General features: G+C 62.7%; 17 protein-coding genes. 12 read left to right on the top strand and 5 right to left on the bottom strand.

The window, feature by feature from the left end; translation table 11 throughout:
* Position 1 precedes the first annotated feature (1 nt).
* From J4E53_RS12140 to cobG, 5 genes are all read right to left on the bottom strand, one after another.
* Entirely contained in the window at positions 2–7,057 is a 7,056-nt protein-coding gene (locus J4E53_RS12140) for a TcdA/TcdB pore-forming domain-containing protein (RefSeq protein WP_103309288.1), read from the bottom strand.
* A 508-nt stretch (positions 7,058–7,565) separates the two neighbouring features.
* Complete coding sequence (cobJ, locus tag J4E53_RS12135) at positions 7,566–9,263, bottom strand: precorrin-3B C(17)-methyltransferase (RefSeq protein ID WP_103309290.1); 1,698 nt, start codon at positions 9,261–9,263, stop codon at positions 7,566–7,568.
* Positions 9,263–9,994 carry a precorrin-2 C(20)-methyltransferase gene (locus tag J4E53_RS12130; protein WP_060739361.1) on the bottom strand — a complete coding sequence of 244 codons (732 nt, stop codon included), beginning with the start codon at positions 9,992–9,994 and terminating at the stop codon, positions 9,263–9,265. Before J4E53_RS12130 ends, cobJ begins: the two co-directional genes overlap by 1 nt.
* Positions 9,994–10,620, bottom strand: coding sequence for a precorrin-8X methylmutase (locus J4E53_RS12125; protein ID WP_060739362.1), 627 nt, complete (start codon positions 10,618–10,620; stop codon positions 9,994–9,996). Before J4E53_RS12125 ends, J4E53_RS12130 begins: the two co-directional genes overlap by 1 nt.
* Positions 10,613–11,932, bottom strand: a complete 1,320-nt coding sequence (gene cobG / locus J4E53_RS12120) for a precorrin-3B synthase (protein ID WP_103309292.1) — start codon at positions 11,930–11,932, stop codon at positions 10,613–10,615. The genes J4E53_RS12125 and cobG overlap by 8 nt, the downstream gene beginning before the upstream one ends.
* A gap of 302 nt (positions 11,933–12,234) precedes the next feature.
* On the opposite strand from cobG, the gene J4E53_RS12115 reads away from it, so the two are divergent.
* The 12 genes from J4E53_RS12115 (at position 12,235) to urtA (ending at position 24,453) form a co-directional block, all read left to right on the top strand.
* Positions 12,235–13,140, top strand: a complete 906-nt coding sequence (locus J4E53_RS12115) for a zeta toxin family protein (protein WP_103309293.1) — start codon at positions 12,235–12,237, stop codon at positions 13,138–13,140.
* A 469-nt stretch (positions 13,141–13,609) separates the two neighbouring features.
* Entirely contained in the window at positions 13,610–14,821 is a 1,212-nt protein-coding gene (gene cbiE / locus J4E53_RS12110) for a precorrin-6y C5,15-methyltransferase (decarboxylating) subunit CbiE (protein WP_103309296.1), read from the top strand.
* The gene (locus J4E53_RS12105; RefSeq protein ID WP_060739366.1) at positions 14,814–15,911 is read left to right on the top strand and encodes a cobalt-precorrin-5B (C(1))-methyltransferase; all 1,098 of its coding nucleotides are present in this window, start codon (positions 14,814–14,816) and stop codon (positions 15,909–15,911) included. Before cbiE ends, J4E53_RS12105 begins: the two co-directional genes overlap by 8 nt.
* Positions 15,908–16,636, top strand: coding sequence for a cobalt-precorrin-6A reductase (locus J4E53_RS12100; protein WP_207268145.1), 729 nt, complete (start codon positions 15,908–15,910; stop codon positions 16,634–16,636). Before J4E53_RS12105 ends, J4E53_RS12100 begins: the two co-directional genes overlap by 4 nt.
* Positions 16,637–16,828: 192 nt before the next feature.
* The gene (locus J4E53_RS12095) at positions 16,829–17,131 is read left to right on the top strand and encodes a type II toxin-antitoxin system RelE/ParE family toxin (RefSeq protein WP_060739368.1); all 303 of its coding nucleotides are present in this window, start codon (positions 16,829–16,831) and stop codon (positions 17,129–17,131) included.
* A 3-nt stretch (positions 17,132–17,134) separates the two neighbouring features.
* On the top strand, positions 17,135–17,425 hold the full coding sequence (locus tag J4E53_RS12090; protein WP_024617344.1) for an addiction module antidote protein: 291 nt from the start codon (positions 17,135–17,137) through the stop codon (positions 17,423–17,425).
* 221 nt (positions 17,426–17,646) lie between these two features.
* Positions 17,647–18,045 carry a DUF2946 domain-containing protein gene (locus J4E53_RS12085; protein ID WP_103308379.1) on the top strand — a complete coding sequence of 133 codons (399 nt, stop codon included), beginning with the start codon at positions 17,647–17,649 and terminating at the stop codon, positions 18,043–18,045.
* 46 nt (positions 18,046–18,091) lie between these two features.
* The gene (locus J4E53_RS12080) at positions 18,092–18,571 is read left to right on the top strand and encodes a copper chaperone PCu(A)C (protein ID WP_103308378.1); all 480 of its coding nucleotides are present in this window, start codon (positions 18,092–18,094) and stop codon (positions 18,569–18,571) included.
* Between the two features lie 57 nt (positions 18,572–18,628).
* On the top strand, positions 18,629–19,033 hold the full coding sequence (locus tag J4E53_RS12075; protein WP_256587145.1) for a DUF2946 domain-containing protein: 405 nt from the start codon (positions 18,629–18,631) through the stop codon (positions 19,031–19,033).
* Between the two features lie 82 nt (positions 19,034–19,115).
* Positions 19,116–21,242, top strand: a complete 2,127-nt coding sequence (locus J4E53_RS12070; protein ID WP_103308376.1) for a TonB-dependent copper receptor — start codon at positions 19,116–19,118, stop codon at positions 21,240–21,242.
* A gap of 191 nt (positions 21,243–21,433) precedes the next feature.
* The gene (locus J4E53_RS12065) at positions 21,434–22,813 is read left to right on the top strand and encodes a PepSY domain-containing protein (RefSeq protein WP_103308375.1); all 1,380 of its coding nucleotides are present in this window, start codon (positions 21,434–21,436) and stop codon (positions 22,811–22,813) included.
* Between the two features lie 374 nt (positions 22,814–23,187).
* Positions 23,188–24,453: an urea ABC transporter substrate-binding protein gene (gene urtA / locus J4E53_RS12060; RefSeq protein WP_025211599.1), complete on the top strand. Its 1,266-nt coding sequence runs from the start codon at positions 23,188–23,190 to the stop codon at positions 24,451–24,453.
* The last annotated feature ends 66 nt before the right edge of the window (positions 24,454–24,519 follow it).

Genomic DNA, 24,519 nt, shown 5'->3' with positions numbered 1-24,519 from the left:
TTCATTCTGCGACCGGCGCTGTCGCCAGCAGCGCCTTCAGGGTTGCACTGCCAGTCGCCCCCAGGTCCCTTAACCGCGCCACGAATGTCGACACCGGGCGAGATTGTGCGGCGTTGAAGCCCAGGCATATTTCACCGCGCAAGGCCGGATCGGCGGAACACACGTCACGCAAGATCAGGCAGCGTTCACTGTCCGGATCGACAATGACCAGGTGCGCCTGGACGATCTCGAACACGAGTTTTCCAGGCTCATCGAATGCCCAGATCAAGGTGCTGGCCGTGACGGGTGTTTCACCCAAGGCATGGCGACAGTCGACAATGACCGACTCCAGCTTCAGCCACACCGTCTTCGTCAAATGGCAAGTCACCGCGCCCTGGCCCATACGCAGGATCAACCGGTTGACCTCATCGGGAATCAGCGGCAACAGATCACGACCGACCTTCTCCCCTTCGACCACCAGCACCTGGGCGTTGCGCTGGACGTAATCGAACGGCCCGATGCTGTGCTTGTCCGGATAGATCAGCACCCGCCCATCCTGGTGCGCGTGCAGCAGCACGTTCAGCGGTGCTTGAGTGCCCAGCAGGGTGAAGTCCCTGGGCAGGTTCTTGCCAGTGACCCGCAACAGCCGGGCACTTTGCACGTCATACCATTGCAGGCTTCCAGGCTCGGACTCCACCGAGACGAACTCGGCATGTTGCGCCGCCTCCAGCAATCGCTGCAGGGCTGCGACCAGGTGCTCGTCCTGGGCCCTCACCCAGGCGTGGTTGACCCCGGTGATGGTCGCCGCCTCCTGATGACGCAGCGCCAGCGACACACCTTCCACGCTGGTCCCGCGCAATCCGCTGCCTTCGGGCGTGACGTCGGCGAACCGCCAGCCGGTCCACTCGCGTCGATAAGCCGGCAGGCTGGTGCCCGGCAGCAGTTGCGAGCCGGCGCCGAATGCTTGATAGAGCTGCTGCGGGTCGAAGAATGCCTGGCTCACGACTTCACCGCTCGACCGATCGAACAGCCAGGCCGACTGATTGTCCGGCGTCACGCCGAGCAAGCGCACTTCTTTGTCGAGTCCCGGATCGCCCAACAACAATCGGTGCTTCACGTACCAGGCACACAGGTTGCCGTCGCCGGCGGCATTGCGCAGGCCGGCAATGGCGAAATCCTTGTCCGGGTAGCGCTTGGCCAACGGCTCCAATGCCTGCCACCAACGGGCACGGCCCTTGAGCCAGTGCTCGCTCACACCGGCAAACTGCAGCGCGCCTTGCGCGGTCAGGTTGAAAAACAGCCCATTGTCATCGAGCGCCACGTAGCCCCCTTCGACAGCCAGGATCTGCTTGAGCCCGTCGGGCTGCACCCAGCGGTGCGTCCATTGCGCCTTGCCGTCCTTCACGCTGCGTTGCAGCCGGCAGAGCGTTTGGTTGGGGGTGACTCGCTGGTAGACGAAGAACACATCGCTGTCATCGGCCATCGGCAAGAGCATCAGGCCGTCCAGGTGCTTGATCGAATCGTCCCAGCCACGGGCATGATGCTTGGCCGGCTGTGCAAGGATCAGCTGTCGATCACTGCCGCGTACCCACGCCATGTCTCGGACGTCGGGCGTAATCGCCCAGCAGATCGAAACATACGGCGCCGGCTGCCAATCGACGGTGACAAGCCCATTGCTCGAAGGCCCGGAGGCCAGCCGCAGGAAGTTGCCGAGCAAGGACGACCATTCGGCCAGGGTATCGTTGGTCAACAGCAGCGCTTGCAGCTGCGGTGCCGTGTCGTAGGTGACGGAACTCAACAGCAGTTGCCCGTCATGAATCAGGTAGCGGTATTGCCGGACGGTTTTCTTGTCGACGACGTATTCCTGCACCACATGAATCACGCCCTGGGCATCCGCCGAAACGCTGCGAATGGTGCTTTGACCGTCCTGGATAAGTAACAGGTAACGGCGTTTGAGCAGGCCCGTGGCGCAATCCGTTTGCCAGATCTGCAATTGCTCGGGGTCATGGAAATACGCGGAGCCCTCCAGGACCACCGACAACTGCGGCTCGCCTAGCACTTCCAGGTCGTCGCGGATGTAGAGGAAACGGTCTTCGTGGGCGTCATACCAGGCCGTGGTGTAGCGCGGTTGCCGGGGATCCTCGAACGGGATCAGGAAACGCTGGACCGGTGTATACGGCAGTGCCAATCGGTGCTCCCGCGCCAGGCCCTTGTAGTGATCAAGCAGCGCCTGCTCGTCGAGCCCCTCGGGCGCCGTCTGCTCGACCAGGTCCAGCTGCTGTTTACCCTGGGTGACGCTGAACAACTGGTCGGCCGTGCGGATCAGCACTTCCTGGCGACCGACCCGGGTCACATGGACGGTGCCGATGTACAGGTCGCCGGAAGGCTCGACCCGGATGTCACTGTCCTTGGCCCAGTTCGCCTGTAATACCCAGCGGCAATACGTCTGGTTCGGTGCGACCAGCCGGATGTCGGCCCCGGGGTTGAGCATCACCGTACAGCGCCCGCCCGCGCCCCGGAGCCAATAGGCCAACTTTCCTTGCCAGGCTTCCGGCAGGACGGGAACCACCAGTGTCCGCTCCAACGCATCCAGGTTCACCCGGATAACCGTTTCGCCATACACCGGGTTCAGGCGATTGAGGATGTAGTCGGAAGGAAACGAATAGAACGAGAACAGAAACAGCCAGGTGCCGTCCGCTTGCTTTTTTTCCAGGCGCCGGGCCGTGTCGAAGCCGCGGTCATGACGCCAACGGGCGAAGGGCAGCGCCTTGTATTCATAACCGTACGTGGTGTGTGGCGTGCAGGGCAGCACGATGGGTTGGCCGGCGGGCGGCGCGAACCCGACTTGCCCGGGCAGCCCCAGCTCCCGGCGAATGTCGATGGCCCGCGCGTTATCGGGATCGAAGCCAGGCACACCAAAATGATCACGCAGCGGATACAGCTTCGGGCTGTCGAGCAGCACCGTTGCCTCGTTCAGATCGATGCTTTTGACCAGCAGTGACGGCCGTGCCACCCACGCGGCCAGCGTGTGATCGTAGTGGTAGCCGTCGCCCCGGTAGGCCTGCTCCAGGTCGTCGAAAAACTGACCGACTTGCCGCGCCTCGCGGGCGATGGTGGCAAACCCCTGGGCCAGGGCGGCAACGCCGACGGCCAATCCGCCGAGAATCACCCCCGCACCGCCGAGTACCGCCGCCGCGGTCGATGCCCCGGCCAACCCCGCCCCGACACCGCCCGCCGTCAAGGCCAGGCTGGCAGAGTCGAAGGTCAGTTGGGTGCCGAATTGCGCGGTCTCGACGCCGGTTTGCGCGGTCTTCAACTGATAGATATCGAAGCCGACATTGGCCAGCCCCAGCACCGCGCCGACGCCCTCGTTGGCCGCGTGCCCCAGCGCCTGGCCGACAATCGGCGCGCACGTGCGGGCGATGAGCCGTTCTTCCGCCAGCGCGGTGCGAGCCAACTGCACCAGGCCTGCCACGTCCACGACATTGCCGTGCACCAACTGTGCATAGTTGACGTAAGCGTGCAGGCGCACGGCGGTGGTCAACGTCCGGTCATCCCCTTCCCGACCGCGCAAGGCATTCATCAAGGCCTGGATGGTGAAACCGGCGTTGAGGGTATGGACACTGGCGGCCTCGGTCGGGTCCAGGACGTTCCCTGTCTGCGCGGGTCTGCGCGCCAGGGTCGAAAACTGTTCCGACAGCCAGTTCTTGATCCGCAACAGGCGCTGATCGTCGCTGAGCACCTGAACCGACTGTTGCGGTTGTGCGGGATCGATCAGGCTTACCCGGTATTTGCCTTCGGGGGTGATTTCCAGCGTTTCGAACAAGGGCACCAGCGGCGTCGCCGAGTCATGCAAATCCTGCAAATCGACCGTTGCCTGGGCGATCTGCTGGCCCCACCAGTGGCTGTCCAGTTCCAGCAAACTGCTGCCCAGGTGCGAGTTGTCCACCAGGGATCTGCCGTGGGCATTGTTCAGGCGCTGGCGAATCGCAAGCGCCGGTTTGCCGGGCAACGGATCGGGCTTGAGCAGGTGTTCCACGGTGAAGCCGTCAGCCAGTTCCAGGGCGGCGATTTTTTTGTTGTGCAGGTCGATCAGATCGAATTCCGGCCGCGCGTCAGGGCCATAAGCGGCGTAATAGCGAGCCATGCCCTCTGTTCGGAAAAACGTCTCCAGTGCCCGTTGCAGTGCATCCGGCTGGTCGAACTTGCACAGGCCGAAGTTGGGGTCGAAAAAATGGTAGGAGGCACGTTCTCCACTGACGGTCTTGGCCACCAGCATCGAATGGTTGTCAGAGTTGAGCATCAGCGTACGGGGGCCGATGTGCTTCTCGAGCCGAGCCCTGACCTGATCCAGGTTCGCCTGCCCCAGACGCGTCCCGACCTCCGTCATCGGTACGTCCCGCAGCGCCTCCAATGTTTGCACAAAGGCCTGGGAATCGGCTTGCCCGGGTTCGAGCACCGCCAGGAAGAAACGCTCGCGCAAGTGCCCGGAGGACGCATCGCCCTGGGCAAGCGCTGCACTCATCACCAACGCCAAGGGGTAGCAGCGCCCGCCAATCGCCTCACCATCGCCGTTGAGCAGCAAATCCTGAGGGACCATTTGCACGCCGTTGCGGCCGAATCCGTCCAGCACCTGCGCGGAGCGTTCGACGACCTGGAGACGGTGCTCCAGGGTCGCCACTTTCTGGATCCGCGCGACATGACGGCCCCACTGGAACAGCGTCCGCGCCTGTTTCAAGGCGGTTTTCTTCAGCTCCAGCGCGCTGTCGGACGGCAGCGGCGTATCCGCCGGATCGTTCACCAGGCCGTTCATGAACCCTGCCGCCCTGCGCTTGAACAATTGCCGCTCGATGACCGCGTAACGGCCGGCCACCGCCTGTTCGGCGACGCTGTTGGCCAGGTTCTCAAGTTCACTGGTGGCGGCGTTGAAGCGCCGGTTATCCAAGCTATCCAAACCGAGCAACACGCCCAGTGACAGCCTTTGCACAGGGCTGACCTCAATGACGCGTCGAGCGCCGCTGGCGATCTCGCCCAGCACGTCGTCGATCCCCAGGCTTTGCATCTTTGCATCGCTCAGGAACACCGGAACCAGCGTATCGGGCGCCTGGCGCCGGATACGCTGGCGATCATCGAAACTCAGCGGCAGCGGCTTCCCGAAACGGATTTCACCGTCATGCCCCCGGCTCATCGCCTCGATGAACGGCTCGCCGAGTCCCTCGACCAAGCGCTCCAGGACATCGGTCAGCAGCACGGCCCGGCCTTCGATCAGCGGCCAGCCCTGTTGGAATTCAACGGTCGAATGCTTGAGCAACTGGGCGATGTCGCCGCTGTAGCGCGTGCGGTACTGACCTTCACGCCAGCGGGCCTGCTCGTCGGCCAGCCATTTTTCCGGTTGGTTGCCATGTTCTTTCCAGGAGTGATCCTGCTCCTCTTCGGTGGCGCCGTTAACCGTCAGGTGGGGGGAAACGCCCGCCTCCTCGCGCAAGGTCTTGGCAACCGCCGCGCTCAAGTGCGCGTTCGCATAGTCGGCCATGCCGTCGCGCATGGCTCCGGGGCCCGTCAGATGGATGGTGCCTTCACTTTCAAAGCGGATGCCGTCGCCAAAGTGGGTGGCTACGCCCGATATCCGCGCGATCGCCCTGAGCACCTCGCCCATCGGCAGGCGGCTCAGCGATCCATGTCTTTTTTCGAAGACTTCTTCCACCAGCACCAACATGCCGGCAACGTCGCTCAATGCAACACCGCGCTGGGCGGCCAGTTGGACCGATGCTTCAATCAACTCGAAGTTGGAGCGCAGACGGTCGATCACACTCTTGAGAATCTCGGCACCCGGATGACCCATCAGAAAAGCATTGGTTAACGACAGCTCCATGCTCAAGGCCCGCAGCGCGAAAGGTCGGGCCAGCCGCTCCGCCGGCAGTTCGAAGACCTCGCTCAAGCTTGGCCGGCTCCGCGCGAACGCTTCCAGTGCCGGCAGATGCTCGGCAGGAATATGCCCACGATAACGGGAGGAGGCCTGGCGACCCGGCAGCCATTCGGGGTTCTCGTTCAGCAGCAATTGCAGGGTGCCCAGACGGGCATCATAGTCAAAACCGCTGATGTCGACGCCGCCCAGGGTGGCCGATAACGGCGGAAGGTAGTCGATATCGGTATACCTGCCACCTTCGGCGAACAGGACTTCCATGCGCACCACATCCGCAGCCGCCGCCATATTGCCAAGCAAGCGCATCTCCCGGTCATAGACCTCCTGCAACTGCAGCGAAACCGCGCCGGCGGCAAGATCGCGCAACTTGAAGCCGTCCATGTCCAGGACACTGCGCCGATTGCGTTCCAACTGTTGGCGCAGCACTTGCGCATCCTGACCGTAGGCGCGGGCCAGTAAATCGATCCGGGCTTCATCGGCTGATCCGCCATTCACCACAGCGGCATTGATATGGGCCTGCATCTGTTGTTTCAGAACAAGGGCATGTTCGTTGTACAGGGCCCCCAACTCGACTTCAGTAATACGTTCATCTACGCCGTGCAAAAAAACATTGGCCTTGGCCGCCTCGACAATAAACTTATTGGTTTGCCAGGCCAGTAGTGCATCGCTGTCATACCAGAGATTCAGGGTATAACCCTGTCGGGCCAACACCTGCCGCCATACATTGAGATAATCGCGCTGAATGTCGCCAAGACCGCCGCCGAGCCAGACGAAGTGCAACATCCTTGGCACTTCCGTGGGCAACTTTTTCATCTGCTCGGCACTGAACTGGAGGCGCGCTTCGTGCTGTTCGACTTTGTCGTATATCTGCGGCAGATCAATCCCGGCGCCGGCAGGGCTGGAGATATGCGTATCTTGGCTGCGCTTGACCCTGCGCTTGCCCACCAGCTTGGCGAGCGTCTGTTTCAAGAGCCCCAAGGGCTCGAGCAACCGGTGGGAATCCGGCATGCCGATACAGGCAAAGTAATAACGGATGACCGCGTCATAGTGCTCAGTGTTCTTGTAAGGCAACAGTGCCCGTTCGAGATCGGCCAGTTTGAAAAGGCTGATGAAGCCGAGCGCACTGTCGCCCGTCTTGATGTTCGCTTCCTGCATAAAAAAACACTCCTTGGCCTGTTCCGTAAAAAACAGGCCTATAACAACGCCGCCGCCAGCACGTGTTCTGGCGACCTATTGATTCAATTTAATATCTTGCAACTTGGCGACACCTGAAACGCCTGCCAAACACTGACAAGCGCACACCGAAAACTTATCAGGCAGGCAAACTAACGCTTAGAAACCAACAACTCAAACGGGAAGGCTTTCAATGCATTTCAAAGAAGGGTCAAGGCTGTAACTTGCGCTTTTATTTATATGAGAAACAAATACAGCGAAAGAATCGAATGCACGGTCCTGAAGGCGATGTTTCTCTTCTGTGGCGAGGGAGATTTCGCAGCCTGCGATGAGGCTGCGCGGTGTGGTAGGAGCTGTCGAGCGAAGCGAGGCTGCGATCTTTCCCCAGACACTTGAGTCCCAAGCGAAAGATCAAAAGATCGCAGGCTTCGCCAGCTCCTACAGGGATCCCTCGCCGCAGTAGCCATCCATGAATGAACGGTGTCACGGTTCAGGCAGGTTTGGCGCCATACCAGCGAGGCGTGTACACCCAGTTTCCGCCGGACGCCCGCGGGAACACGCAGGTGGTGGAGGAACCGATCAGGACCATGGTGCGCATGTCCACCTGCTCGGCCGTGAGCTGTCCCAACGTGATGACACGCAGGGTCTGGCCCGGACGGCCAATGTCACGCCCCAACACCACCGGCGTCTCCGGCGTGCGGTGCCGGGCGACGATTTCCAGCGCACGCCCCAATTGCCACGGTCGCGCACGGGAAATCGGATTGTAGAAGGCCAGCGCCAGATCGGCTTCGGCAGCCAGGTCCAGACGCTTTTCGATGATCGACCAGGGCTTGAGATTGTCCGACAGCGACATCACGCAGAAGTCATGCCCCAACGGCGCACCGGCCTGGGCGGCGGTCGCGAGGGAGGCGGACACGCCGGGCAGGATCTCCAGGTCCACCTGATGCCAGGCCGGGTCGCTGGATTCGTGCAACGCTTCGAGCACCGCCGCCGCCATGGCAAAGACACCCGGGTCGCCGGACGACACCACGATCACCGAACGACCCAGGGCAGCCAGTTCAAAGGCGTGACGAGCGCGCTGCATTTCTTCGCGGTTGTCGGTGCAGTGCAGCACTTGATCGTCGCGAAACGGGCCGGCCATGCGCACATAGGTTTCGTAACCGAGCACATCGGTGGCCCGCGCCAGTTCGGCTTTCACCGCCGGCACCATCAACTCGGCAGCGCCCGGCCCCAGGCCGATCACCGCCAGGCGGCCGCGCGGACGACCGATTCGGGCCACATCCAAGGGCTGCGCGGCGACGGCGATGACCAGGTTGTCCGTTGCCGAAACGAGGGTCGCCGCCGGCATCGAGTTGCGGGCCAAGGTGGCGGCATCGCCTGTCGCCGCCACAAAGCGCAGCGCCACCCCGAGTTCCAGCGCGGCTTCACGCAAGGCCGTGCTGGCCATCAGCGTATCCGCCGCCACCAGGCACGCCAGGCTCGCAATCGCCACGTTGGCTTGTTGCAAAGCTGCACGAACGGCGCTTGGCAGATCAGCCACCTCGGCGCTCACCACCACCGCGACACTGCGCGGATAAATCAACAGCTCATGGGCACTGGCCTCACGCTCGGCATGGCTAACGTGGATCGTGCGCCGGGCTTGCGGGTCTTGGGGCAACTGCGCTTGATCCAGCCATGGTGCTGCACCTTCGATGCGCACCGGCTCGCCGGCCAACAGATCGGAGACGAAGCGCTTGCCTTGCTCCAGGTCGCCGAGGCTGTAACCGCTGGGTGGATTGAGCAGGCACGTGCCGAAACGCAATTCACCGCTGGTGGTGATCGCCGGCGCGACCTGCAGCATTGCCGCGATGTCCCGGGCCATGCCATTCACCCCGCCCAGGCCGCCCAGCAGCGGCACCACGGCGCTGCCATCCTCGGCCACTGCCAGCACCGGCGGTTCGGCGCCTTTTTCCAGCAACAGCGGCGCCAGGGTACGGATGACAATACCCGCTGCGCACAGGGCGATGATCGGCGTGTCCTGTTGATAAAGTTCGCGCAACGTCGCGCCGAACTCGAGGTATTGCCGATCACCCTCGACCCGCCCGGCCAGGCCGTGGATCAGGGCGTCGGGGTAACGCTGCTGGATCCGTCGGGCTGTTGCCAGGCTGCCGGGGCCGAGGATGACGATGGCCGGCGTCTTGGCGGCCATCAACCCTGCCACCGTTCGCCCGGCACGATGATCAGCGAGAAGTACGGCGAAGACATCGGCTCGACTTCATCCAACGGCACGATTTTCTGGTTGGCCATGGTCGCTCGCTCGACGTACAGCGCTCGCCCGTCCATGCCCAGTTCCTGGAGCACCTGGCGAACCTTGGGGAAATTGCGTCCCAGCTTCATGATCACCGCCGCATCGGCATCGGCCAGGCGACGTTTGAGATCGTCGTGAGGCAAGACACCGGAGAGCACCGACAGGCTCTGGTTACGATAGACCAGCGGCGCGCCGAGCACCGAGGCGCCGCCCAGCATCGAGCAGACGCCGGGAATGACTTGGGCCTCATAACGCTCGGCCAGGCGATCGTGCAGGTACATGTAGGAGCCGTAGAAGAACGGGTCGCCCTCACAGATCACCGCCACGTCGCGACCGGCATCCAGGTGCACGGCCAACTGCTCGGCGGCGGTGTCGTAGAAGTCGGCGATCACCTGTTCATAGGACAGCGGCGCAGGCAGCACCTCGGTGGTGACCGGGTAGACCAATGGCAGCAACGTCTGCGCGTCCTGCAAATGGGCCTCGATGATGCCGAAGGCGTTGCCCTTCTTGCCCTTGGCGACGAAATACGCCACCACGGGCGATTCGCGCAGCAGGCGCAGGGCCTTGACCGTAATCAGTTCCGGGTCACCGGGGCCCACGCCGAGGCCGATCAGACGTCCAGGCTGCTGCATCATTCAATCTCCGTGGCGAGGGCGTTGACGGCGGCGGCGGCCATGGCGCTGCCGCCCAGGCGGCCTTGCATGATCACGAATGGCACGCCACGGCTGTTGGCCGCCAGCATCGCCTTGGACTCGGCGGCGCCGACGAAACCCACTGGGAAACCGAGGATCAATGCCGGTTTCGGCGCGCCGGCATCGAGCATTTCCAGCAGATAGAACAGCGCGGTCGGTGCGTTGCCGATGACCACGACACTGCCTTCCAGGTGCGGGCGCCACAACTCCAGCGCTGCCGCCGAACGGGTGTTGCCCAGTTCCTGGGCCAATGCCGGTACACGCTCGTCGCGCAAGGTGCAGATCACCGGATTGTTGGCTGGCAGGCGAGCCCGGGTCACGCCTTCGGAAACCATCCGCGCATCGCACAGGATCGGCGCACCGGCGGCCAGCGCCTGGCGCCCGGCCGTGCCCGCGCCCTCGGAAAACTGCAGGCCATCGATAGCCTCGACCATGCCGCAGGCGTGGATCACCCGCACGGCGAGTTTCTCCAGGTCGGCCGGAATGCGCGCCAGGTTGGCTTCGGCGCGGATGATCGCGAAGGAGTTGCGATAGATCTCCTGACCGTCGCGGATGTAATCAAGCATCAAGGGGGCTCCGGGGGCGAGCGTCGAGCCAGTGGCCGATCGCTTCAATAGTCAGATTGTGTGCCTGCAACGCGCCGAAACCCGGCAACGTGGCATCGCGAAAATACAGGTCGTAACGACCGGGGGCGACCGCCAGCAAGGTGGCAGCCGCGACGTGGGCCGCCGCGCAGGAACGCGGGCAGCCCGACAGATGAACCTTCAGGGTTTGGCCCTGGCGTCGCAGCAGCTCGGCCAGTTGGCGGGCGTCGGCCTTGGTGTCGGCCAAGGCTTTGCCGCAGCCACTGGAGCCAGTGCAGGCGATGAGTTGCGCCAGGGGTTGATCGTTCGAACCTAACAGCCCCAACCCCTCAAGCCGCGCCAGCACTTCGTCGGCATCCGCGCGGCGCACGTTGGGCAGCAGCAGGCTTTGCCAAGGGCTGAAACGCAGGCTCGCATCGCCCTTCTCCCGCGCCAGTTGCGCGGCCCCCCGCAGCATGACCGCATCGAGCCGGCCGAGGGGCGCCGCCGCGCCGACGTAGACACGGTCGTCGTGCTGGGGATGAACACCGAGGTGCAGTCCATCGATGGCCCCATCCCGCTGCCAATCCAGGCACGCTTGCAGGGGCACAAGACGGGCCAGCCGGGTCATGAATTCATCCACAGAGACGTCAGCCAGCAAGTGGCGCATGCGGATCTGGTCCGGGCGGGCCAAGTCGAGGAACAACTCCAGCACCGCCACCACCAAGGCATGCCCCTGGCTCAGGAGCACCTTGCCCGCCGGTTTATCCAGCGGGGTGCCGGCCAAGCCGAAGGCCAGCCAGGGCTCGCCGTTACGGACAAGGGCCGAAAGCCACAAGTCGTGGTGATGTTCGAGCATCGCCAACGCCTCTCCGCCGTCCAGTTGCACGGCGAACTTGGCGGACAGTTCATGGAAGCGTTCATGGGTTTGCAGGGTGACGAGGATCTGCTCGGCCAACGGACGGGTGTCGAACAGCATCTGCCGGTCGATCCCGGCCGCGGGGCTGAGCATCAGGTTGCGCACGTCATCACCCGCCGGCTTGCGCGGGCCAAGCCCGGCGGCCAGCAACGGCTCGATCAGCGCGTCATGCCCGGGGCCGATCCCGCGGATTTGCAGGTTGGCCCGGTTGGTCGCCTCGATCACACCCCCGGCGAACCGCTCGGCCACCGCCGCCACGGCTTCGGCCTGATCCGCCTGGATGGCACCGCCGTCGAGCTTGATCCGACAGATCCCACCGTCCAGCGCCTGGACGACACGCAGCAACCCCGGGCAACCCGAGGGGCGGATGACGTTGGCGGATGGACGTTCGTTCAAGGGCAAACCGGCAGATAAGACACGCCATGACGGCGAAGGACCGCCATTATGCCTGCTTTGCCGGGGGGCATGAAAAGCTTGCTGGTCGGATTGGGGGTGGCGAGATGACAAATATATCCGTCACGGGGTCATTGTGAAGAACATGGGGGCGTAGGTTTTCTGGAGCTTTCTTGTAGGCTTTTTTACCTTTTAAAACAGCTACATACCTTGAAACCAACGCGCATTTGAACAATCCGGCAAACACCGCTTTATTCAAAGAGCAAGCATTCACCTCAACCTCATTCTCGATAAGGAAATCCGGAATGTCACACACACAGAGCTACACCTACACCCCGGCACAGGTCACCGCCGCGTACGATGAAATCATTGCCACGCTGTTGGACGGCGTCACCACCGAGACGATCCCCAAGATGTTGATTACCGCCGGATCGCAAGGCTCGGGCAAGACCTATCTGCTGGAAAAAAGTCTGCTGCCCTCCAAGCGCTACGACAACTACGTACGCCTGTATCTGCCCGAGTACCGGGAAAAACATCCGCAATACGCGCAGATGATCAAGCACGGCGTGCTGCACGCCTATGAACATACGGAAGCATTTGTCCGGGAAGTCGGCTCGAAAATCTTCGAGAAGGCGTTCAATGACAAGTACAACATCATCATGGAATGTGCGTTCGACAGCTTGGATTTTGCCGCATTTCCACCGACGGCGACGGCCGCCGGGTATCAGTTCGAGACCCACATCATTGCCTGCAAAAAAGAGTTCGCGCATCTGTCGAGTATCAAGCGGGCACTCAAAAGCCTGGAAAACCAGGAAATGGAAAGGTTTGTCTCACTGGCAGCGCTGAATACGAGCTTGAGTAACGCCCAGGCAACCATCCTCGCTTTCGAGACGGCGGCCAAAGCGGTCAGCGGCTCGCAGATTTTCCTGTATGAGCGGGGGTTCGGTCAGTTGAAAGAACGGGTCCTGCGCGCTCAAAGCACCTATACCCTGGATGCGAATGGTACTTCGATCATCACTGGCCCCAAGGTGGTGTATGCCAGTGCTTTCGAGAACATCGTCAATAATCGCCTGCACCTTATTGGCGACCGTGAAGAAATGGTGAAGGCATGTCACCTGGCATTGCATAAAGTCCAGGCTAATGCTGAACATGTGCCGGACTCTGTCGTCAGCGATTTGTATGCGTATATTCTTAAGTATGTTTATCGGTAGGCGTGGTATCGACTGCATGTGGCGGCCTGAGAGCCGGGCTGGGTCTTTTGTACATATCCATTGCTGCGGTAACGGCTACTCAGGGCTCCGCTCTTACAGCGGGTCACTTTTGAAAGGGCGCCTAAAGTAACCAAAAGCGCCTTGCCCCACCACTGGGTACCTCGCTTAGGCTCGATGTGCCCAAGATCAAAATCAAAAGCGAGGCGGCCTGACAGCCGGCCTGATGCTCCCGGCTGTACTCCTATCCAATTGTGGGAGCGGGCTTGCTCGCGAAGGCGCCCTGGCAGCCAACCTGTCTGTTCTGGCTTCACCCGATCCAACTGTGGGAGCGAGCCTGCTCGCGATGGCGGTCTGCCCTGCACAGCTGAGCTGGATCGGACGCAGCCTTAACCAAACACTCACGGTATGATGACCGCCCGGTTCGCGGGCGTCAGCCTGCTTATCAAACAGATCGAGTCGAGGAACACAGATGACGCCCTGGTTGACCGTAGTGGGCATCGGCGAAGACGGCTTCAAGGGCCTGGGCCGCACCGCCCGGCATGCTTTGCTGCGGGCGTCGCGCATTGTTGGCAGCGCTCGGCAGTTGGCGCTGTTGCCACCGTGTATTGGCGGCGAACGGGAGCTGTGGCCCAGTCCGTTTTCCCTGGAGCCGCTGCTGGCCCGTCGGGGCGAGGCGGTGTGCGTGTTGGCGAGCGGCGATCCAATGTTCTACGGCGTCGGCGCCAGTCTCGCTAAACAGATTCCGGGCGGCCAGATGCTGGTTATCCCGGCGCCATCGTCCTGCTCGCAGGCAGCGGCGCGCATGGGCTGGCCGTTGCAGGACGTGGTCACACTGTCGCTGGTGGCGCGGCCCCTGGCAGCGCTCAATGGGCATTTATCCACAGGCGTCAGGCTGTTGCTGCTGAGCAATGACCGCCACAGCCCTGCCGCCGTGGCGACGTTGCTGCGCGAGCGAGGGTTCGGCCCAAGCGCCATGACCGTGCTGGAACATCTGGGAGGTGCGGCGGAACGACGGATCGACGGTAGCGCCGCGCAATGGTCCGATGGCACCGTCGCCGACCTGAACCTGATCGCCGTCGAATGCCGGGCCGAACCGGCGACACCGCGACTGTCACGCTTGGCCGGTTTGCCGGACAGCGCGTTCGAGCATGACGGCCAGTTGACCAAACGCGACGTGCGCGCCATCACCCTCGCCCGCCTCGCCCCGACCCCCGGCGAGTTGCTCTGGGATGTCGGCGCCGGTAGCGGCTCCATCGGCATCGAATGGATGCGCACCCACCCCAGTTGCCGAGCCCTGGCTATCGAAGCCGACGAAGGCCGGCAAGGCTTGATCGAACGCAACCGCGACACCCTCGGCGTGCCCGGCCTGCAACTGATTCGCGGCAGCGCCCCGCAGGCGCTGGACAACCTGGAGCGTCCGGACGCAGTGTTCATCGGTGGCGGCGTCACCCGCGAAGGCGTGCTCGACGCCTGCTGGGCCCAACTCAAGCCCGGCGGTCGGCTGGTCGCCAACGCCGTAACCCTGCAAAGCGAAATGACCCTGATGCACTGGCGCGAACGTCATGGCGGTGAACTGACCCGCATCCACATCGCCCAGGCCCAGCCGTTGGGCGAATTCGACACCTGGCGTCAGGCCTTGCCGATTACCTTGCTGGACCTGACGAAACCTCTCGATGCGTGACGAAACCGCCGAACAACCCGCCCCCCTGCGCAGCGGCCTGACCACCGGCAGTTGCGCCACGGCCACCAGCCTGGCGGCGGCCCGTTTGCTGCTGCGCGGTACCGAAGCCGACGCCGTGGAAATCGTACTGCCCAAGGGCAAGCAGGTGCAGATGCGCCTGGAGTTCTGTCGCCTGACCGAACAAGGCGCCGAGGCCGGGACGATCAAGGACGCAGGCGATGACCCGGACGTGACCCACGGCGCCCTGCTGTTTTCCCAAGTGCGCCTGATCGCCGAACCCGGCGTACGTTTCGTCGCCGGTCGCGGCGTAGGCACAGTGACACGACCGGGGTTGGTGCTGGGTGTCGGTGAGCCGGCGATCAACCCGGTGCCACGCAAAATGATCAACGATCACCTGGGCCGCCTGGCCGAGGAAAGCGGTTATGCCGGTGGTTTCGAAGTCACGGTCAATGTCGAGGACGGCGAAGCCCTGGCGCTGAAAACCATGAACCCGCGACTGGGCATCCTCGGCGGCCTGTCGATCCTCGGCACCAGCGGCATCGTCCGGCCATTCTCCTGCGCGGCCTACATCGCCTCGATCCACCAGGGCATCGACGTGGCGAAGACCAACGGTTACCTGCACATCGCCGCGTGCACCGGCAATGCCAGCGAAGACACTATGCGCCGGGTCTACGACCTGCCGGAAATCGCCCTGATCGAAATGGGCGACTTCGTCGGCGCCGTGCTCAAACATGTGCGCAAGGTGCCGGTGGAAAAACTCAGCCTCTGCGGCGGCTTCGGCAAGATCAGCAAACTCGCCGCCGGCCACATGGACCTGCACAGCCGTCACTCGAGCATCGACCTGCCGCAACTGGCCGAATGGGCGGCCGCCATCGGGGCCGATGAGGTTTTGCAGCAGGGCATCCGAGACGCCAACACCAGCCAACAGGCCCTGGCGATGGCCAGCGCCGCCGGCGTCGCCCTCGGCGATGCGGTGTGCGAGCACGCGCTGGCCTTCGCTCGCAGCGTGGTACCGGCCCAGGTCCAGGTCGAAGTCTTCGCCATCGACCGCCAGGGTGGGATCGTCGGTCACGCCGGAGGCTTCCAATGAAACGCATCCTGCTGCTCGGTGGCGTCACCGAAGCCCTGGCCATCGCCCGCACCCTGGGACCCAATCACATCTACAGCCTGGCTGGCATCGGTCGCGTCCCCACCGACCTCACCTGCCAGGTCCGCGCCGGCGGCTACGGCGGCGCCGAAGGCCTGGCGCAATTCATTCGCGACCAAGGCATCGACCTGCTGCTGGACGCCACCCACCCCTACGCCGCGCAAATCAGCCACAACGCCGCCCACGCCGCCCGCGCCTGCGGCATTCCCTGCTGGGCCCTGCGCCGTCCGGCCTGGCAGCCCCAGGCCGGGGATGACTGGCGCGAAGTGGCCGATTGGGCCGAACTGATCCAGGCCCTGCAACCCTTCCGCCGCCCGCTGTTCACCCTCGGCCGCGAACCGCTGCAACACCTGCACGAAATCCCACCGGAGCAATTCTGGACCCTGCGCGCCCTGGACGTTTACCCCGGCAATGAACGCTGCGAAGTCATCGGCGCCCGTGGGCCGTTTCACCTCGAAGACGAGCGCGAACTCTTCGAACGCCGGAAGATCGATGTGCTGATCAGCAAGAACAGCGGGAGCACGGCCACTGAGCCGAAGCTGGAGGTGGCGCGGGAGCGGGGGGTGCCGGTGTTGGTTTTGCGGCGGCCGGTGTTGGCGGGGGTGGATCGGGAGTTTGGAGAGATCAATGAAATGCTGGACGCTTTATTCGTACAAAACGGGTTCTGAATTCAGCGCATTCGCGCGACATTTCTGACAAGTTTTCAAGACGAAGCCGGCTGTTTCGTCCAAGACGTTCAATTCTATAGTTCCGCTCCTTAATACCCACCGCAGCACCTGGCAGTCATTCAGCATGAGCGACCCGTCTCGTGCCGAGGAAAGTGCTGCTTGCCAATATGTATCCCAAGGAATACGATCCAAATGATCGAATTTGAACAGTCCCGAGTATTCTCAACCTGGCTTGACGGGTTGAAGGACATTGCTGGGAAAGCTCGCATCATTGCCAGGCTCCGATCGGCAGAGCATGGGAATTTTGGTGATTGCGAACCGGTGGGTAACGCAGTGTATGAGATGCGTATTCACTCGGGTCCTGGCTACAGAGTGTACTTCTCCCGTCAAGGCTCCGTGCTTTATTTGCTGCTTGTGGGAGGTGACAAATCGACTCAGAAACGGGATATCGCACGCGCTGTTCAAATGGCGCAAACCATGGGTAATGAGGAGTGAATCATGACTGAAGAATTCACACGTTTCGATGCAGCCACCTACCTCAAGACGCCTGAGGAAATGGCCGCTTATCTGGATGCCTGTTTTGAAGAGGATGCGGGTGACGGCGTACTGGTTCGGGCAGCTCTTAACGATATTGCCAGGGCAAAGGGCATGACGCAGATTGCTCGTGATGCAGGCCTGGGACGAGAGAGTCTTTACAAAGCACTGGGAAGTACGGGCAATCCGGAGTTCACAACTATCATGAAAGTCATGAAAGCTTTGGGCTTGAGGTTACATGCGACGGCCATTTGACAGAGGTTCCCTTCCCTCCTGTATTGGAGTGATTGAATACCGATTGATCAAAAACACGCGACGAGGGAACTTGCTCCCTCGCCACAAAAGCACTCACTTGAAGATCTGTTGATACTGTTAACACCAGCCCTGCGACCCTATACCGCACACGCCTTTTTTACTTCTCAACCCCGATCAGGCTAAATACCGCCACCTGATCGCCCAACCGAGCGGATTGCCCCATGTCCCGACAACGGCTTGCATTTGCCTGGATCGCCTGCTTCGCAGTGCTGTTCAACATGCTTGCCATGCCGCTTTCCAACAGCGGTGGCGCGACTGCCAATTCGCCAGCCGAGCAACTGCTGTGGGGCAGTTTCTGCTCGTCCAGCGGCACGAAAATGGTCGCGATTTCCCTGGGCAAGCTCGAACAGGGCGCGCCACAGAAAGACAATCACTCGACGATGCAGCATTGCTGGTGCTGCGCCGGCACCGCGTCGCTGGTGGCACTCACCGGCCATGCCCCGCAACTGTACCTGGATGCCCGGCTCGATCATCGCGGCATCGCCCAATCGAAACTCGATAGCCCCACGCCCCGCCAACAATGGCCAAGCCTCAATCCCCGCGCCTCGCCCCTGGTCTGATTCTTTCCGCATACACCTGCGCCCTGAATCGTTCCGGAGAATCGCCATGTTGAACAGACTTATCCTGCTGGCCGCCCTGTTGCTTCCCATCGGCTTTGCCCAAGCTCACCAGTACAAGGCAGGCGATCTTGAAATCGCCCACCCCTGGTCTCAAGAGTTGCCGCCCAATGCGCCGACCGTGGCCGCGTATTTCGTCATCCACAACGGCGGCACCAGCGACGACAAGCTGCTCAGCGTCGACTCACCCATCGCCGGCAAGGCCGAGCTCCATGAGCATGTGATGCAAAACGACCTGATGAAAATGCAACCGGTATCCGACGTCGATATCGCCCCGGGTGCGACTGTCACCTTCGCACCGATGGCGTATCACGTGATGCTGCTGGAGTTGAAGGACCGCAGCCTGCTCAGCGACGGCAAGCGCTTCCCGATGACCCTGCATTTCGAAAAAGCCGGCGATGTCACGGTCGACGTTGTGGTGCAGAAAAAAGCACCCGACGGCACCAAGACACACATGCACGCCCAGTAGACGTAGCCGCCCGTGCACGCCCTTCGCGCCAGGCCATCCATGCCCCGCCGTCAGCCCATGAGCCAGACACGCGGCAGCTGGATCAGCCTGTTCGCCATGCTGATGATCTTTATCGCTCCGCTGATTTCCCAGTCGATGCCGATGGATCAGCGCATGCCTGCGAGCATGAACATGAGCATGTCGATGGACATGAGCATGGACATGCCGGCGGGAGTCCACGCCGAACATGAGGCCTCAACCGACGAACACTGCCCGCCCCAGCGCGAGCACCACGCACTGTGGGAAAAGTGTGGCTATTGCAGCCTGCTGTTCAACTGTCCGGCGCTGACTGGCGGCCAGGGCTTCGCCACCTTTGAAACACCACTGGCCAACACCTACACCGCCCCCTCCCCGCGCCTGGGCCATGCCCGCACCGCATTCTTCCCGGGTGCCCGCACCCGCGCACCGCCCTTCGACGCGTAAGCCGACACTCCACTCACCCGGTCGTACAAGACAGCCCCAGGCTGCCCGACCGTGTCGTCTACGTTTGTTCGATGGAATCATCATGTCCAGGTTTTCTGCTGGCATCGCGTTGGGCTCTGCCCAGGTTCGCTGCCCCCTGAACGAGCCACGGGTTCGTTTGCGCCAAACCATCGCCGCCCTGTGCGGCCTGCTGCTCACGCCTCTCGCGCTGGCCGACGAGCACGAGCATCACGACCATCAGGTCGACGAACTGAGCCCGACGGTCATCACCGCCATCGCCCCCAGCTCGCCGCTGACCGTCGTCACCAACCCCAAGGACCCGCGCCAACCGGTGCCGGCCAGTGATGGCGGCGACTACCTCAAGACCATTCCGGGCTTTGCCCTGGTGCGCAACGGCGGCACCAATGGCGACCCGGTGCTGCGTGGCATGTTCGGCTCACGGCTGAACATCCTCACCAACGGCAGCATGCTGTTGGGTGCTTGCCCAGGCCGGATGGACGCACCGACCTCCTATATCTCGCCAGAAACCTACGACAAGCTCACCGTCATCAAAGGCCCGCAAACCGTGCTCTGGGGCCCCGGCGCCTCGGCCGGGACCGTGCTGTTCGAGCGCGAGCCGGAACAGTTCGGCGAGCTGGGCACCCGGGTCAACGCCAGTGTGCTGGCCGGCTCCAATGGCCGTTTCGACAAAGTGGTGGATGCCGCCGCCGGTGGCCCGCAGGGCTATGTACGGGTGATCGGCAACACCGCCCATTCGGACGATTACCGCGACGGCAATAACGACACCGTGCCGTCGCGCTATGACAAGTGGAATGGCGACGTCACCCTTGGCTGGACGCCGGACGCCGACACCTTGCTGGAATTGACGGCCGGCAAGGGCGACGGTGAAGCGCGCTACGCCGGACGCGGCATGGACGGCTCACAGTTCAAGCGCGAAAGCCTCGGGCTGCGTTTCGAGCGCTCGAACATCGGCCAGGTGCTGGACAAGGTCGAGGCCCAGGTCTACTACAACTACGCCGACCACGTGATGGACAACTACACGCTGCGCACGCCGTCCGGCACCGGGATGATGGCCGGGCCCATGGCTTCCAACGTCGACCGCCGCACCCTCGGCGCGCGCATCAAGGCCACCTGGCGCTGGGCCGATGTGCAATTGATCAGCGGCCTGGACGCCCAGACCAACGAGCACCGCCAACGCAGCAGCATGGGCGTGGATACCTACAAGGACCTGCCGTACACCAAGGACGCCGACTTCCACAACTACGGGGTGTTCGGCGAACTGACCTGGTACGCCGCCGACCGCGACAGGCTGATCACCGGTGCCCGGCTCGACCGCGCCTCGGCCAAGGACTATCGCCAGAGCATCGGTTCCGGCATGTCGGCCCGCCCCAATCCCACCGCCGACGACACTCGCGCCGACACACTGCCCAGCGGTTTTGTCCGCTACGAGCACGACCTGGACGACAGCCCCACCACCCTCTACGCAGGCATCGGTCACGCCCAGCGCTTTCCGGACTACTGGGAGCTGTTCTCGCCGAACGTCGGCCCCAGCGGTTCGTTGAATGCCTTCGACGCGATCAAGCCGGAGAAAACCACCCAGCTCGACTTCGGCCTGCAGTACAAGACCGAAACCCTTGAAGCCTGGGCGTCGGGTTATGTCGGCCAGGTGCGCGACTACATCCTGTTCGACTACACCCCCGGGATGATGGGCACCACCTCCCGGGCCGAGAATATCGATGCGCGGATCATGGGCGGTGAATTGGGTGCGGCCTACAAGCTGAGCGAGCGCTGGAAAGCCGACGCCACCCTGGCCTACGCCTGGGGCAAGAACAGCAGCGACGGCAGCGCCCTGGCGCAAATGCCGCCGCTGGACGCACGCCTGGGCCTGACCTACAGCGAAGACCGCTGGAGCGCCGGTGCCCTGTGGCGGGTGGTGGCGGCGCAACACCGTGTCGATGAAAACAAGGGCAACGTGGTGGGCAAGGACTACGGCAAAAGCTCGGGCTTCGGCGTGTTCTCGCTCAACGGTGCCTATCGCATCAATCAACACTGGAAGGTCAGCAGCGGCGTCGACAACCTGTTCGGCAAAGCCTACGCCGAACACTTGAACCTGGCCGGCAACGCCGGGGTCGGCTACCCGGCGAGCGACCCGCAGGCTATCAACGAACCGGGGCGCACGCTCTGGACCAAGGTGGACATGAGTTTCTAACCGGCACCGGAGATCTGTCAACAAGGACACAAACTGTGGGAGCGAGCTTGCTCGCGATGGCGAAGGCACATTCAACATCGATGCAAGCTGAACCATTGTTATCGCGAGCAAGCTCGCTCCCACAGGGTTCGATTCCACCTTGAATGACGGCACAACATAACAACCCAATTTGCCCTGCGGAGCGCTTTCTGATGAGCCAACCGAAACCGAATTTCTACAACCTGGCCTGGCGCTGGCATTTTTATGCCGGGCTGTTCGTGGCGCCGTTCATGGTGATGCTGGCCCTGACCGGCATCATCTACCTGTTCAAGCCGCAACTCGATCCACTGATGTACGGCAGCCTGTTGAACGTGCCGGCCGGGCATCACACCCTGGCGGCGGACGACCTGCTCAATAAGGTCCGCCAGGCCTACCCCGAAGGCCAGGTCAAACAGTACCTGCCACCGGTCAACGCCGAACGCAGCGCGCAATTCGTAGTGATCGACCAGGGCCGGGAACTGAATGTGTTCATCGACCCGTACCACGGCGACGTCCTCGGGGAACAGGATGCGAAGAGCAACCTGCAAGCCATGGCCCGGGCGATTCACGGCGAGTTGCTGATCGGCACCGTCGGTGACCGGTTGGTGGAAATGGCCGCCGGCTGGGGCGTGGTGCTGGTGGTCTCCGGCCTGTACCTGTGGTGGCCACGCGGGCAATCATCGGCCGGTGTGCTGTGGCCGCGCTGGAGCGCCCGCGGTCGGTTGTTCTGGCGTGACCTGCACGTCGTCGTCGGTTTCTGGGGCGCGGCATTCCTGCTGGTGATGCTGCTCAGCGGCATGACCTGGACCGGCTTCTGGGGCAAGCAATACGCAGACCTCTGGAACCGCTTCCCGGCGGCGATGTGGAATGACGTGCCCAAGTCCGACGTCGAGGCCGGCACCCTCAACAACGCCCACCGCCAGACCGTGCCCTGGGCCGTGGAAAATACGCCGATGCCGATGTCCGGCGACCATGCCGAGCACATGGGCCACGGTGGCCTGCACGAAGGCCCCGCCGCCCCGACCGTCAGCCTGCAAGCGGTGCAGGATATCGCCACCGCGCGCCAGGTCACGCCCGGCTACAGCATCACGTTGCCCACCACGGCCAGCGGCGTGTTCACCGTCGCCGTGTTCGCCGATGACCCGCGCAACGACGCCACCCTGCACGTGGACCAGTACACCGGCAAGGTCCTGGCCGATGTGCGCTGGGAGCACTACAGCATCGTCGCCCGCGCCACCGAAACCGGGGTGATGCTGCACGAAGGCAAGATGTTCGGCCCGGTGAACCAGATCCTCGTGCTGCTGGTTTGCCTGATGATCCTGCTCAGCGCCGTGAGTGGCCTGGTGATCTGGTGGAAGCGTCGGCCCCAGGGCAAGTTCGGCGTGCCGCCCCTGCGCCACGACCTGCCGACCTGGAAGACCGGAGTGTTCATCATGCTGGCCCTGGCGCTGGTGTTCCCGTTGGTAGGGGCTTCGCTGGTGGTGGTGTGGCTGTTGGACCGGCTGGTTACCCGGTTCAATCGCCAGCCTGAGGCGGCTTCATCTTCAAGCTGAAGGCCATGCGTTAACGGAAGGCGGCGCGAAACCTCCACAATCGCACCCGCTTTCCAAACGATGAACACAGTCCGGAATGTGGGAGCGAGCTTGCTCGCGATAGCGGTAGATCAGTCAGATCGGAGATGACTGACCCATCGCTATCGCGAGCAAGCTCGCTCCCACAAGGGGACTCGCACCCTTGCGCACTAATGTGGCGCACCTCCTCGCACCAGCCCCCGCAATGCGTTCACTCATGGTGCGCTCGCTCCCTTGTGCCCCACGCCAACCCCGCGTTTCAAAGCCTTTCTCCGACCGGGCACACCCCTTGCAAAAGCGCTTTCAGCGTTTGCATCTGCCCTCAAAAAAACTCATAAGTCCATGGAGATCGCACAATGAAGCGTCGTAGCTTGATCAAGGCTTTTACACTCTCGGCAAGCATTGCCGCGATGGGCATGGCCTGGACCGTCCAGGCCGCCGAGACCATCAAGGTCGGTATCTTGCATTCGTTGTCCGGCACCATGGCGATCTCCGAGACGTCCCTCAAGGACATGGCGCTGATGACCATTGACGAGATCAACGCCAAGGGTGGTGTGAACGGCAAGAAGCTTGAAGCGGTGGTCGTGGACCCGGCGTCGAACTGGCCGCTGTTCGCCGAAAAGGGCCGGCAGTTGCTGACCCAGGACAAGGTCGCCGTGGTGTTCGGCTGCTGGACATCGGTGTCGCGTAAATCCGTGTTGCCGGTGTTCGAAGAACTCAACGGCCTGCTGTTCTACCCGGTGCAATACGAAGGCGAAGAGATGTCGCCGAACGTGTTCTACACCGGTGCCGCGCCGAACCAACAGGCGATTCCGGCGGTGGAATACCTGATGAGCGAAGAAGGCGGCAGCGCCAAGCGCTACTTCCTGCTGGGCACCGACTACGTCTACCCGCGCACCACCAACAAGATCCTGCGCTCGTTCCTGCACTCCAAAGGGGTGGCGGACAAAGACATCGAAGAGGTCTACACCCCGTTCGGCCACAGCGATTACCAGACCATCGTGGCCAACATCAAGAAGTTCTCGGCCGGCGGCAAGACTGCAGTCATCTCCACGGTCAATGGCGACTCCAACGTGCCGTTCTATAAAGAACTGGCCAACCAGGGCCTGAAGGCCACCGACGTACCGGTGGTGGCGTTCTCGGTGGGCGAAGAGGAACTGCGCGGCATCGACACCAAGCCGCTGGTGGGCAACCTGGCGGCGTGGAACTACTTCGAATCCGTGGATAACCCGGCGAACAAGAAATTCGTCGATTCCTGGAAAGCCTACGCCAAGGCCAAGAACCTGCCAGGCGCCGACAAAGCGGTGACCAACGACCCGATGGAAGCCACCTACGTCGGTATCCACATGTGGGCGCAAGCGGTCGAGAAAGCCAAGTCCACCGACGTCGACAAAGTCCGCGAAGCCCTGGCCGGCCAGACCTTCGCCGCACCGTCGGGCTACACCCTGACCATGGACAAGACCAACCACCACCTGCACAAGCCGGTGATGATCGGCGAAATCCAGGCCGACGGTCAGTTCAACGTGGTCTGGCAGACCGAAGGCCCGATCCGCGCGCAACCGTGGAGCCCGTTCATCGCCGGCAACGACAAGAAGCCTGACTATGCGGTGAAGAGCAACTGAGCCCATGGGTGTCGGCCCCAATCCCCGGGCCGACACACAACCCCTGTGGGAGCGAGCTTGCTCGCG

Origin of the sequence: Pseudomonas sp. FW305-28, assembly GCF_017351395.1 — a bacterium.
Classification (GTDB): domain Bacteria; phylum Pseudomonadota; class Gammaproteobacteria; order Pseudomonadales; family Pseudomonadaceae; genus Aquipseudomonas; species Aquipseudomonas fluorescens_AA.
The sequence above is the reverse complement of the archived record's forward strand: the minus strand, read 5'-3'. Positions and strand labels throughout refer to the sequence as shown.